12 protein-coding genes are annotated in these 12,770 nt (G+C 68.8%); 7 read left to right on the top strand and 5 right to left on the bottom strand.

Translation table 11 applies throughout. The annotated features are described in order from the left end of the window. The first annotated feature begins 57 nt into the window (after nucleotides 1–57). Nucleotides 58–918 carry a 3-hydroxyacyl-CoA dehydrogenase gene (locus ACFVVM_RS00780; RefSeq protein WP_387611506.1) on the top strand — a complete coding sequence of 287 codons (861 nt, stop codon included), beginning with the start codon at nucleotides 58–60 and terminating at the stop codon, nucleotides 916–918. 37 nt (nucleotides 919–955) lie between these two features. Beyond that, nucleotides 956–2,722 (top strand): oleate hydratase, encoded by a 1,767-nt coding sequence (locus ACFVVM_RS00785; RefSeq protein ID WP_387611509.1) that lies wholly within the window; start codon nucleotides 956–958, stop codon nucleotides 2,720–2,722. A gap of 59 nt (nucleotides 2,723–2,781) precedes the next feature. Here ACFVVM_RS00785 and ACFVVM_RS00790 read toward each other — a convergent pair whose 3' ends face one another. The 4 genes from ACFVVM_RS00790 to ACFVVM_RS00805 form a co-directional block, all read right to left on the bottom strand. Then, complete coding sequence (locus ACFVVM_RS00790) at nucleotides 2,782–3,675, bottom strand: amino acid ABC transporter permease (RefSeq protein ID WP_387611512.1); 894 nt, start codon at nucleotides 3,673–3,675, stop codon at nucleotides 2,782–2,784. Continuing rightward, nucleotides 3,672–4,343 carry an amino acid ABC transporter permease gene (locus ACFVVM_RS00795; RefSeq protein WP_387611515.1) on the bottom strand — a complete coding sequence of 224 codons (672 nt, stop codon included), beginning with the start codon at nucleotides 4,341–4,343 and terminating at the stop codon, nucleotides 3,672–3,674. Before ACFVVM_RS00795 ends, ACFVVM_RS00790 begins: the two co-directional genes overlap by 4 nt. A 90-nt stretch (nucleotides 4,344–4,433) precedes the next feature. Continuing rightward, nucleotides 4,434–5,267: a glutamate ABC transporter substrate-binding protein gene (locus ACFVVM_RS00800; protein ID WP_387611517.1), complete on the bottom strand. Its 834-nt coding sequence runs from the start codon at nucleotides 5,265–5,267 to the stop codon at nucleotides 4,434–4,436. A 38-nt stretch (nucleotides 5,268–5,305) separates the two neighbouring features. Next, on the bottom strand, nucleotides 5,306–6,034 hold the full coding sequence (locus ACFVVM_RS00805; RefSeq protein WP_387616681.1) for an amino acid ABC transporter ATP-binding protein: 729 nt from the start codon (nucleotides 6,032–6,034) through the stop codon (nucleotides 5,306–5,308). Nucleotides 6,035–6,258: 224 nt separating this feature from the next. On the opposite strand from ACFVVM_RS00805, the gene miaB reads away from it, so the two are divergent. Then, on the top strand, nucleotides 6,259–7,800 hold the full coding sequence (miaB, locus tag ACFVVM_RS00810) for a tRNA (N6-isopentenyl adenosine(37)-C2)-methylthiotransferase MiaB (RefSeq protein ID WP_387611520.1): 1,542 nt from the start codon (nucleotides 6,259–6,261) through the stop codon (nucleotides 7,798–7,800). Nucleotides 7,801–7,934: 134 nt separating this feature from the next. Further along, nucleotides 7,935–8,513, top strand: a complete 579-nt coding sequence (locus ACFVVM_RS00815) for a hypothetical protein (protein ID WP_387611523.1) — start codon at nucleotides 7,935–7,937, stop codon at nucleotides 8,511–8,513. A gap of 53 nt (nucleotides 8,514–8,566) precedes the next feature. On the opposite strand, the gene ACFVVM_RS00820 is transcribed toward ACFVVM_RS00815, so the two are convergent. Then, nucleotides 8,567–9,946: a DUF349 domain-containing protein gene (locus ACFVVM_RS00820; RefSeq protein WP_387611526.1), complete on the bottom strand. Its 1,380-nt coding sequence runs from the start codon at nucleotides 9,944–9,946 to the stop codon at nucleotides 8,567–8,569. A gap of 263 nt (nucleotides 9,947–10,209) precedes the next feature. Here ACFVVM_RS00820 and ACFVVM_RS00825 point away from each other — a divergent pair, with 263 nt between their 5' ends. From ACFVVM_RS00825 to ACFVVM_RS00835, 3 genes are read left to right on the top strand one after another with little or no spacing between them, the layout of a single operon-like run. Continuing rightward, entirely contained in the window at nucleotides 10,210–10,983 is a 774-nt protein-coding gene (locus ACFVVM_RS00825) for a hypothetical protein (protein ID WP_387611529.1), read from the top strand. After that, a complete protein-coding gene (gene miaA, locus ACFVVM_RS00830) occupies nucleotides 10,980–11,921 on the top strand; it encodes a tRNA (adenosine(37)-N6)-dimethylallyltransferase MiaA (RefSeq protein WP_387611532.1) in 942 nt (313 codons plus the stop codon). The genes ACFVVM_RS00825 and miaA overlap by 4 nt, the downstream gene beginning before the upstream one ends. Continuing rightward, a complete protein-coding gene (locus tag ACFVVM_RS00835) occupies nucleotides 11,918–12,754 on the top strand; it encodes a TrmH family RNA methyltransferase (RefSeq protein WP_387611534.1) in 837 nt (278 codons plus the stop codon). Before miaA ends, ACFVVM_RS00835 begins: the two co-directional genes overlap by 4 nt. Nucleotides 12,755–12,770: the final 16 nt, after the last annotated feature.

Here is a 12,770-nt window from a genome sequence, read left to right on the forward strand (position 1 = left end):
CGGTACGTGTGGGTCGCGTCCCACACGAGGCCCGGCATCCGGTCCATGATGGGATCCATGACCATCGAATTCCGCAAGGTGACCGTTCTCGGCACCGGGGTGCTCGGTTCCCAGATCGCGTTCCAGACCGCGTTCCACGGCTTCGACGTCACCGCCTACGACATCGACGACGCTGCGCTCACCGCGGCCCGCAAACGCTTCGACGGACTCGCCGCGACCTATCAGCAGGAGGTCGAGGGCGCCGACGCCGACAACACCGCGACCACCGCGGCCGGCATCACCGTGACCGATGACCTGGCCGCCGCCGCGGCCGAGGCGGACCTGATCATCGAGGCCGTCCCCGAGGTCCTCGCCATCAAGCGCGACCTCTACAGCAAGCTCGGTGACCTGGCCCCCGAGCGCACCGTGTTCGCGACCAACTCCTCCACCCTGCTCCCCAGCGACCTGGTCGAATACACCGGTCGCCCCGACCGATTCCTGGCCCTGCACTTCGCCAACCGGGTCTGGAAGTTCAACACCGCCGAGGTCATGGGTACCACCCAGACCGATCCGCAGGTGTTCGGCGCGGTCGTCGACTTCGCGAAGGCCATCGGGATGGTGCCGATCGAACTGCACAAGGAGAAGGCGGGCTACGTCCTCAACTCGCTGCTCGTACCGTTCCTCAACTCCGGAATCGCCCTGGCCGCGGGCGGATACGCCGAACCGGCCGCGGTCGACGAGACCTGGCGCATCGCCACCGGCTCGCCGATGGGCCCGTTCCAGATCCTCGACATCATCGGCCTGACCACCCCGTACAACATCCTGGCCAACACCGACGGTGACGGCAAGAAGCTCGCGGCCTGGCTCAAGGACAACTACATCGACAAGGGCAAGCTCGGCGTGGCCTCCGGCGAGGGGTTCTACCAGTACCCGGCCTAGCTGCTACGTCGTATCCGGATCGGACGAAGGAGCTCGGATGTACTACAGCAGTGGCAATTACGAAGCGTTCGCCCGTCCCCGCAAGCCCGAGGGGGTCGACGACAAGTCGGCCTGGTTCGTCGGCGCCGGACTGGCCTCGATGTCGGGTGCGGCGTTCCTGATCCGCGACGGGCAGCTCGCCGGCGACAAGATCACCATCCTGGAGCGGTTGCCCTTGCCCGGCGGCGCGCTCGACGGGATCAAGAAACCGAAGAAGGGGTTCGTCATTCGCGGTGGCCGCGAGATGGAGAACCACTTCGAGTGTCTGTGGGACCTGTTCCGCACCGTGCCCTCCCTCGAGATCGAGGGCGCCAGCGTGCTCGACGAGTTCTACTGGCTCAACAAGGACGACCCCAACTTCTCGCTGCAGCGGGCGACGGTGAAACGCGGTCAGGACGCGCACACCGACGGCCTGTTCACCCTCACCGACCGCGCGCAGAAGGACATCGTGAAGGTGTTCCTGGCGACGCGGGAGGAGATGGAGGACAAGCGCATCGACGAGGTGTTCGGCAAGGACTTCCTGGCGAGCAACTTCTGGCTGTACTGGCGCACGATGTTCGCCTTCGAGGAATGGCACAGCGCGCTCGAGATGAAGCTGTACCTGCACCGGTTCATCCACCACATCGGTGGCCTGCCCGACTTCTCGGCGCTGAAGTTCACCAAGTACAACCAGTACGAATCGCTGGTACTGCCGCTGTATCGGTGGCTGCTCGACCAGGGCGTGACCTTCCGGTTCGACACCGAGGTCACCGACATCGACTTCGACATCACCGGCGAGCGCAAGCAGGCGACCCGGATCCACTGGGTCGCCGACGGCGAGCCCGGCGGGGTCGAGCTGACCGCTAACGATCTGGTGTTGGCCACCATCGGCTCGCTCACCGAGAACTCCGACGAGGGCGACCAGCACACTCCCGCCAAGCTGGACGAGGGTCCGGCGCCCGCCTGGGATCTGTGGCGGCGGATCGCGAAGAAGGACCCGTCGTTCGGCCGTCCCGATGTGTTCGGCTCCCACATCCCGCAGACGAAGTGGGAATCGGCGACGGTCACCACCCTCGACAAGCGGATCCCGCGCTACATCGAGACGATCGCCAAGCGGGACCCGTTCAGTGGCAAGGTGGTCACCGGCGGCATCGTCACGGTGAAGGACTCGGCGTGGCTGATGAGCTGGACGGTCAACCGGCAGCCGCACTTCAAACAGCAGTCACCCGATCAGATCGTGGTGTGGGTGTACGCGCTGTTCGTCGACCGGCTCGGCGACTTCGTGAACAAGACGATGCAGGACTGCACGGGCGAGGAGATCACCCAGGAGTGGCTCTACCACCTGGGCGTGCCCGAGTCCGAGATCCCGGCGCTGGCCGCCGACGCCGCGACCTGCGTGCCGGTGATGATGCCGTACGTGACCGCGTTCTTCATGCCGCGCAAGGCCGGTGACCGGCCGGACGTGGTGCCGCCGGGGGCGGTCAACTTCGCCTTCATCGGCCAGTTCGCCGAGACCAGCCGCGACTGCATCTTCACCACCGAGTACTCGGTGCGCACCGGGATGGAGGCGGCCTACCGGCTGCTCGACATCGAACGCGGGGTGCCGGAGGTGTTCGATTCCACCTACGACATCCGCTCGCTGCTCGCGGCGACCAGCCGGTTGCGCGACGGCGCCGAGGTGAGCCTGCCGGGCCCGGACTTCGTCCGCAATCGGTTGATCAAGAAGCTCGAGGACACCGAGATCGGCGTGCTGCTGCGCGATTCCGGTCTGCTCGGCGACGACTAGCACCGCGACGAGAGCGGGGCCCGATCCTGATGGACCGGGCCCCGCTCTCGTCGTGTCTGCTACTTCTTGGTGATGTCGACGCCGGGGGCGGCGTCGGTGAGGATCGAATCGGCGGCCACCACCGCCGTGCCCTTCTTGCGCCGCGACCGCAGCCGCTTCTCCAGCGTCGTCGCCAGGAAGGTCAGCGCCAGGTTCAGCGTGATCATGATCAGCGCGACGACCATCAGCGCGGGGATCGTGTTCTGCTGCGAGGCACCCACCTGCTGACCGGAGCGAACCAGTTCCACATAGGTGATCTGGTAGCCCAGTGCGGTGTCCTTGAGGACGACCACCATCTGCGACACCAGCGCGGGCAGCATCGCGGTGATCGCCTGCGGCAGCAGGACCAGCCGCATCAGCTGGTTCTTGCGCAGACCGAGCGCCACCGCGGCCTCGGACTGGCCCTTGGGCAGTGACCGGATGCCGGCGCGCACGATCTCGGCGATGACCGAGGCGTTGTAGATGACCAGCGCGATGACGACCGCGGCCAGCGCCAGCTGATCGGACGGGAAGACCTTGTAGCTGCCGAACACCGCGAACAGGAAGATCATCAGGATCAGCACCGGGATCGCCCGGGCCAGTTCGACGATCGCGCCCGCGGTCCAGCGCACCCACCGGTGATCGGACAGCCGGAGGATGCCGAAGACCATGCCGAAGATCACCGCGAACACGATCGAGATCGCGGCCGCCACCAGGGTGCCCTCGAGACCGGGCAGCAGGTAGGTCTTCCAGACGTCGGCTTCCAGGAACGGCTTCCACTTCTCAGCGGTGAACTGGTCCTTTTCGGCGAAGGCGTTGTACAGCCACCAGCCCGCGGCGACCAGCACGACCACGACCAGCACCGAGTAGAGGCGATGCCGCAACCGCGCGCGAGGGCCGGGGGCGTCGAACAGTACCGAAGCGCTTGCACTCATCGCGCCACCTCGAATCGCTTGGCCAGCCAGCCGAAGAACAGGCCGGTGGGCAGGGTGAGCACAACGAAGCCGAGGGCGAAGATCGCACCGATCGCGAGCACCGCGGCCTCGTTCTCGTTCATCACACTCATCAGGAAGGCCGCCTCGCCGACACCGATCGCCGAGGCGATGGTCGAGTTCTTCGTCAGCGCGATCAGCACGCTGCCCAGCGGCGCGATGACCGCGCGAAACGCTTGCGGCAGCACCACGAGACGCAGGTTCTGGGCGAAACCGAAGCCCAGTGAACGACCGGCCTCGGACTGCCCGAGCGCCACGGTGTTGATGCCGGAGCGCAGCGACTCACACACGAAAGCCGCCGTGTAGACGCTCAATCCGAGGATGGCCCAGCGATAGTTGTTGTCCGCCAGCGAATCACCGGCCAGCTTCCAGCCCAGGGTCGTGTAGAGGCCGAGGGAGCAGAACACGATGATCAGGGTCAGGGGGGTGTTGCGGAAGATCGCGACGTAGGCGGAGCCTACCCAGCGCGCGACCGGGATGGGCGACACTCGCATACCGGCGACGACGGTGCCGATGATCAGCGCGCCGATCGCCGAGAAGAACGTCAGCTTGATGGTCACCCAGAAGGCATCGAGGATTTGGGAGTCATACCTCGAGATCAGGTCGAACACGGACGCGCGTCCTCCGATCGATGTGAAAGGGCCAGCGGAAAGACACCGCGGCGGTGGCTCGGGCACACCCGGCCACCGCCGCGGTGGTGATCAGTAGCGATCGACGGTGGGCGGCTCGGGGATCGCGAAGCCGGTGCCGGCGAAGGACTTCTCCAGCGCGGCCTTCCACGAACCGTCGGCGATCATCTCCTCGATCGCGTCGTTGATCTTGGTCCGGCCCTCGGTGTCGCCCTTCTTCAGGCCGATGCCGTAGTTCTCGGTGGTGAAGGTCTCGTTCACCAGCTTGTAGGTACCCGGCGCCTGCGCGGCGTAACCGGCCAGGATGACGTTGTCGGTGGTCACCGCGTCGATCGCGCCACCACGCAGCGCCTCGATGCACAGCGAGTAGGTGTCGTAGGTCTGCAGCTGCGCCTGCGGGAAGTTCTTCTCGATGTTCTGCGCCGGGGTGGCACCCTTCACCGAACAGACCTTCTTGCCGTCGAGCGAGTCCGGGCCGGTGATGTCGGTGTTGTCGGCGCGCACCAGCAGGTCCTGACCGGCGATGTAGTACGGACCGGCGAAATCGACCTTCTGCTTGCGGGAGTCGGTGATCGAGTAGCTGGCGACGATGAAGTCGACCTGGCCGTTCTCGATCAGCGTCTCGCGCTGGGCCGAGGGCGCTTCCTTGAAGGTGATGTCCTCGGCCTTGACGCCCAGCTTCTCGGCGACGTACTTGGCGACCTCGACATCGAGGCCGCTGTAGGTGCCGTCGGTGTTGCGCAGGCCGATGCCCGGCTGGTCGAACTTGATGCCGACGGTCAGCTTGCCCTCACTGGCGTTCTCGGTCAGGGACTTGCCGTCCCCGCCGCCACACGCGGTGAGCGTGGCCGCCAGTGCCAGTGCCGCGGCGCCGATTCCGACGCGCATCGCACGATTGATCCTCATCGAGTTTCCTTCTCCTCTATCGGTGGTGTTGACGGCCGTCAGTGGCTGAGAATCTTGCCGAGGAAGTCCTTGGCGCGATCCGAGCTCGGGGCGGTGAAGAACGTTTCCGGTTCGGTGTCCTCGACGACCTCGCCGTCGGCCATGAACAGCACCCGGTCACCGGCACGGCGGGCGAAGCCCATCTCGTGGGTGACGACGAGCATCGTCATGCCCTCCTTGGCCAGCGAGACCATCACCTCGAGTACTTCGTTGACCATCTCCGGATCCAGCGCGGAGGTGGGTTCGTCGAACAGCATCACCTTCGGGTCCATCGCCAGCGAGCGCGCGATGGCGACGCGCTGCTGCTGGCCACCGGAGAGCTGAGCCGGGTACTTGTCGGCCTGGTTGGCGATGCCGACGCGCTCGAGCAGGGCGTACGCGTGCTTGCGTGCTTCGTCCTTCTTGATCCCGCGCACCTTCAGCGGCGCGAGCATCACGTTTTCCAGAATTGTCTTGTGCGCGAACAGATTGAACGACTGGAACACCATGCCCACCTCGGCGCGCAGCGCGGCGAGCGCTTTGCCTTCGGCGGGCAGGGCGACACCGTCGATGGCGATGTCGCCGGAGTCGATCGGTTCGAGGCGGTTGATGGTGCGGCACAGGGTGGACTTCCCCGAGCCCGAGGGGCCCAGGACGATCACGACCTGCCCGCGGGGCACTTCGAGGTTGATATTGCGCAGAACGTGGAGGTCACCGAAGTGTTTGTCCACGTTGCGCATCGAGATCATCGGCGGCGCGGCGGCAGTGGCAGCGGCGTCGGCATTCCCGGTCGCGGGTGCGGCGTCGTCGGTCATGGTGAGAAACCTTATGCGCAATTCGGAGATTTGCCCCGCTTTCCGCGACTCGCGCTCGCGGCACGCCGAAATGACACCGGTCGGTAACGTCCCGGTATCGTGGCCGACTTCGTGGAGTCGGCGCAGACCACGGTATGTGCGGGTCGTACTCTTGACCCGTGGATTCGAACGGACAGAACGTGGCGGAGCGTGTGGCGACCCAGGCCCGCAGTTACGAGGTCCGCACCTTCGGCTGCCAGATGAACGTCCACGATTCCGAACGTTTGTCCGGTCTGCTCGAAGACGCGGGTTACGTCAAAGCCGCACCTCAGGACACTCCCGACCTGGTGGTGTTCAACACCTGCGCGGTGCGTGAGAACGCCGATAACAAACTCTACGGCACGTTGGGTCATCTGGCACCGGTAAAGCAGGGCCGACCCGGGATGCAGATCGCCGTCGGGGGCTGCCTCGCGCAGAAGGATCGCGACACCGTCGTGCGTAAAGCCCCCTGGGTCGATGTGGTGTTCGGCACACACAACATCGGCTCGCTGCCAGTGCTGCTCGAGCGCGCCCGCCACAACGAACAGGCCCAGGTCGAGATCCTGGAATCGCTCGAGGCCTTCCCGTCCACCCTGCCCGCCAAGCGTGAATCGGCCTACGCAGGCTGGGTGTCGATCTCGGTGGGCTGCAACAACACCTGCACCTTCTGCATCGTGCCCGCGCTGCGCGGCAAGGAGGTCGACCGCCGCCCCGGTGACGTGCTCGCCGAGGTGCAGGCGCTGGTCGACCAGGGCGTGCTCGAGGTGACCCTGCTCGGCCAGAACGTGAACTCCTACGGCGTGAACTTCGTCGATCCCGAACAGCCACGCGATCGCGGCGCCTTCGCCCAGCTGCTGCGCGCGACCGGGCAGATCGAGGGCCTCGAGCGGGTGCGCTTCACCTCACCGCATCCGGCCGAGTTCACCGACGACGTCATCGAGGCGATGGCGCAGACCCCCACCGTCTGCCCTCAGCTGCACATGCCGCTGCAGTCCGGTTCGGACCGGGTGCTCAAGGCGATGCGCCGGTCCTACCGCAAGCAGCGCTTCCTCGGCATCATCGACAAGGTGCGCGCGGCCATGCCGCACGCCTCGATCACCACCGACATCATCGTCGGCTTCCCCGGCGAGACCGAGGAGGACTTCCAGGAGACCCTGGACGTGGTGCGCCGGGCCCGGTTCACCAGCGCCTACACCTTCCAGTACTCCAAGCGGCCGGGCACGCCCGCCGCCGAGCTGCCCGACCAGCTGCCCAAGGCGGTGGTGCAGGAGCGCTACGAGCGGCTGATCGCGCTGCAGGAGCAGGTCTCCCTCGAAGGCAATCAGGCGCTGATCGGCACCGAGGTGGAACTGCTCGTCGCCGAGGGCGCGGGCAAGAAGAACGCGGCGACCGCGCGGATGAGCGGCCGGGCGCGCGACGGCAGGCTGGTGCATTTCCGGCCCGGTGACGCGTCGGGGATCCGGCCCGGCGACGTCGTCACCGTCGACATCACCGAGGCGGCTCCGCATCACCTGATCGCCGACGGCGTGGTGAAGTCGCACCGGCGGACCAGGGCGGGCGACGCGCACGAACGCGGCGTGACCCCCAAGACCGAACCGATCGGTGTCGGCCTCGGACTGCCGCGCATCGGCGCGCCCGCGGTCGAGCCGGTGACCAGCGGCTGCTCGACCGGCTGCTCGTGAGTACCCCGGAGGAGCCCGACGCTACTACTGGTCGTAGTGGGTCGGGTGCGGGCGCGTCGCGCGGGGATGGCACAGTGGAGCCCGGCGCACACGAGCCCAGCGACGATCAGTCTGCGGACAGGAGCGAGAACGCGGTGAACCCGGTGCAGAACGACCAGGAATTCGAGCAGTTCCGTGGTGAGCTCGACGCGGTGGAACGCCGCATCGCCGGCGAGATCGATCCCGGCGCGCGGGCGCTGGTGGTCGCGGGTGCGGTCTTCGCGCTGCTGATCTCGCTGGTGCTGCCGACCGCGGGCGCCGCGCGCGGCTTCGACGTGCTGCTCAACACCGAGGTCGCGGGGATCGAACACATCGGCCTGCCCTCGCGGATCTTCGTCTGGCTGGTCATCGTGTTCGGCGTCGGCTTCTCGCTGCTGGCCCTGACCACCCGTCGCTGGGTGCTGGCCTGGCTGGCCTGCGCGGGCTCGGCGGTGGGCAGCGTGTTCGGTGTGCTCTCGATCTGGCATCGCCAGACCCCCGGTCTGGACAACTACCAGGGCGCCGGTCCCGGCATCGGCCTGATCCTCGGCACCATCGCGATCATGGTGCTCACCTTCCATTGGATCCGCGTCGTCTGGAGCCGCACGGCCGTGCAGCTCGCCGCCGAGGAACAGCGCCGCAACGCGGCCCGCGAAGCCGAGGACCGCGACCGCAGACGCCTCACCGGCGAATAGGACCCGAAAAAGAAACCCCCGGCCATCAGGCCGGGGGTTTCCTCGTCTCGTCCTCAGAGATTGCTGACGGCGCCTTCGGCGGCCTCGGCCCACTCGCGCCACTGCTGCGCCTGCTCGAGCGCCTTCTCCGCGTCCCGCTTCTTGCCCGCCGCGGTGGCCTTGGCGGCCTGCTCCTCGAACTGGGCGACCCGCTCACGGAACTGCGCGGCCCTGGCCACGGCCTCCGGGTCGGTGCGGCGCCACTGCTGATCGGCGGCGTCGCGGACCCGCTTCTCGATCGCGCGCAGCTTGCCTTCCAGCTCCTGCATGCGCTCGCGCGGCACCTTGCCGACGGCGTCCCACTTGTCCTGCAGTTCGCGCAGCGCGTTGCGGGCGGCCTCGAGCCCGGTGGCCGGGTCGATGTGCTCGTAGGCGCGCAGCAGTTCCTGCTTGGCGGTGGCATTGTGCTCGAACTCGGCGTCGCGCTCGGAGACCGCCGCGTTGCGGGCGGCGAAGAACACGTCCTGGGCGCTCTTGAACCGCCGCCACAGTGCCTCGTCGGCCTCGCGCGGCGCGCGGCCCGCGGCCTTCCACTCGGTGAGCAGATCGCGGAACACCGCGGCGGTGCCGGTCCAGTCGGTGGAACCCGACAGCTCCTCGGCGCGCACGCACAGCTCTTCCTTGCGCGTCTTGGCCGAGGCGCGTTCGCGGTCGAGCTCGGCGAAGTGCGCGCCGCGGCGGCGGTTGAACGCCTCCCTGGCCTTGGAGTAGCGCTTCCACAGGGCGTCGTCGACCTTGCGGTCCACCCCGCGGATGGACTTCCACTCGTCGAGGATCTCGCGCAGCCGGTCGCCCGCGTGCTTCCACTGGGTGGATTCGGCGGCGATCTGCTCGGCCTCGGCGGCGAGGGCTTCCTTGCGCTCGGTGTGCTCGTGGCGGGCGCGTTCCTTCTCCTCCTTGGCGTGCGCGGCGGCTTCCTCGGAGTGCTCGGTGATGGCCTGCAGACGGGTGGTCAGCGCGTCGATGTCACCGATGACGGCGGCGGTGGGCAGGGTCTCGGCCAGCGCGAGCGCGGCGGCCTTGGTCTTGCGGGCGTCGGCGCCGGCGGCCAGCCTGGCCTCGAGCAGGGCGACCTCGGTCGCGAGATCGTCGAAGCGGCGGCCGAAGTGTTCGAGGCCCTCGGCGGGGTTGCCCGCCTGCCAGGAACCGATGACGCGTTCGCCGTCGGCGGTCTTCACCCAGGCGGTGCCGTCCTCGTCCACGCGGCCCCACTCGGCGGGGTTGGTGGCGGCGGGCACGACGACGGCGTGCGGGTGCGGTTGATCGGGGCCCGGCGCCGGTTTCACGGCGTGCGGCTTCGGCGGGCGCGGGGACTTGCCGCCGGGCTTGGGGGCGCCGGACGGTCGCGGACCCGGACCGGGGGTGGGCTTCGCGGTTCCGTTGCTGTCGGTCATTGCTCTCCGTCCCTGCCGCGCGTCACGGCTGCCTGGTTACGCCCTAGCACATCCCATTGAACCCGGTTCGAGCGTCGGAAACCATCGATCCCGTGGATCGGATACCGGATTTCCTGGGTTTTCGTCCCGGACGACGTGGGTAGTCGCACCTGAAAACACTAGCAATCCCAGCGGGTATCACCACGCCGGACACTCGCGGACTCCCCTCGGGTGGCGGTGCGCCGGGTGCGGCCCCGCGCCCGCCGGGCGGCTACGGTTACCGCGTGTTCTCGATAGCGGCCCTGGTCCCGTCGCCGCCGATGCTGGTGCCCGCGCTGTGCGGACGCGGCGAGCTGCCCGGCGGTGCCTCCGACGACCCGATCGCGGTGCTGCGCGCCGCCGCCCTCGACGCCGCGGCCGCGCTCGCCGCCGTCGCCGACCGGTGGACGGTCCTCGGCGTCGGTGCCGACGACCAGAACTTCGGGCCGGCGACCAGGGGTACCTTTCGCGGTTTCGGCGCCGATGTCGTCGTCGGGCTCGGCCCGGCGCAGTCGGTGCCGGTTCCAGCAGACCCCCAGCTTCCGCTGCCGGTGCTGATCGCCGGATGGTTGCGCGAGCAGGTCGCGCCCGGGGTCTCGGTGCGCGCGCGTCTGCTGGCCGCCGACACCGCGCCGCGGGAGTGCGCGCGGGCCGGCGCCGCGCTGCGCGCCGAACTCGACGCCGATCCGATCCCGCACGCGGTGCTCGTCGTGGCCGACGGCGCCGCGACGTTGACGGTCAAGGCACCCGGCTACCTCGACGACCGCGCCGCCGCGGTGCAACACGACCTCGACACCGCCCTGCGCGCGGGTTCGCGCGCGGGCCTGGCCGTGCTGGAACCGGACCTGTGCGCGCGACTGCTGCTCGACGGCCGCGCCGCCTACCAGGCGCTGGGCGGCCTGTTCGCCGGTGATCCGGCCGATCCGCGGGTGCGTACCCTCTACCAGGGCGCGCCCTACGGCGTCGCCTACGACGTGAGCGTGTGGCGATCGACCGGACCGGAAGGCAGCGACGAGTGAGCAGCAGGCGTCCGATCGCCGTCGTCGGTCCCACCGCCACCGGAAAATCCGACCTCGCGCTCGACCTCGCCGAACGGCTCGACGGCGAGATCGTCAACATCGACGCGATGCAGCTCTATCGCGGCATGGATGTCGGCACCGCGAAACTGCCGCCCGAGCAGCGCCGCGGTATCCCGCACCACCTGCTCGACGTCCTCGATGTCACCGAGACCGCGACCGTCGCCGCCTATCAGAGCGCGGCGAGTGCGATCGTCGAGGACATCATGGCGCGCGGGCACACCCCGGTCGTCGTCGGTGGCTCGATGATGTACGTCCAGGCCCTGCTCGACCAGTGGGATTTCCCGGCCACCGATCCGGCGGTGCGCGCCCGCTGGGAAGCACTGCTCGCCGAAGGTGGCGTCGAGGCGGTGCACGCGGCGTTGCGCGCGGCCGACCCCGCCGCGGCGGCCACCATCCTGCCCACCGACGGCCGACGGATGGTGCGCGCGCTCGAGGTGGTCGAACTGACCGGCAAACCCTTCGCCGCCTCGGCCCCCACCATCGGCACGCCGCGCTGGGACACGCGCATCCTCGGCGTCGACCGGGAGACCGCGGCGCTGGACGCCCGGATCGAGGCCCGCACGGCGCTGATGTTCGAGGCCGGACTGGTCGAGGAGGTGCGCGCCCTGATCGAGGTGGGTCTGCGCGAGGGCCAGACCGCGCGCCGCGCCATCGGCTACGCCCAGGTACTGGCCTACCTCGACGGCGAAGACGATCTCGCCCACGCCCGCGAGCGCACCCTGATCGGCACCCGCCGGTACGTGCGCAGGCAGCGGTCGTGGTTCCGCCGCGATCCCAGGGTGGTCTGGGTCGACGGCGCCGACCCCGAGCTCGCCGCGACCGCGCTGGCGCGGCTCTCCCTTCACCCAGCGGACCCGACAGGACGGACAGCGCAGTGACGCGACGAGTGAGTACCCGCAACGCCTCGGTGCAGGTGTGGCAGGCCTACCTCAACAACCGGACGAAACGTCATCGTGACGGCCGGTTCCTCGTGCAGGGCGTGCGCCCGATCACCCAGGCGCTGGCCAACGACTGGCCGCTCGAGACGCTGCTCTACCGCCTCGGCACCCCGGAACTGTCGAGCTGGGCGCGCGAGGTACTCGACACCGCCGACGTGCCGCAGGTCGGACTGGTGCCCGAGCTGATGGCCGAACTGGGGGAGAAGGCCGCGAGCGTGCCCGAGATCGTCGCCGTCGCGGTCTCGCGTCAGCCCGAGCTGGCCGACTACGCGCCCGGCGAACCGGGGGAGCACGCCCCGGTCGTGGTGGTGTTCGATCGCCCGAACTCGCCCGGCAACCTGGGCACCCTGATCCGCTCGGCGGATGCCTTCGGCGCGTCCGGGGTGATCGTCACCGGACACGGCGCCGACCAGTTCGACCCGCAGTCGGTGCGCGCCTCCACCGGCTCGCTGTTCGCGATGCCGGTGCTGCGCACCGCCGGACCCGGCCAGGTCCTCGAGTTCCGCGATCGCCAGATCGCCCGCGGCATCCCGACCCGCATCGTCGGCACCGACGAGGACGCGCCGTCGACGATCTACGACCACGACTTCACCGAGGCCACGATCCTGGTCGTCGGCAACGAGACCAGCGGGATGAGCGCGGCGTGGGCGGAGGCCTGCGACGACCTGGTGACCATCCCGATGGGCGGCACCGCCAGCTCGCTGGGCGCGCCCTCGGCGGGCGCGATCAGCCTCTACGAGATCGCCCGGCAGCGGCGCACCTTCGCCCGGTAGCGGCCGCGCCGACGAC

The organism is Nocardia sp. NPDC058176 (genome assembly GCF_042883805.1).
Classification (GTDB): Bacteria; Actinomycetota; Actinomycetes; order Mycobacteriales; family Mycobacteriaceae; genus Nocardia.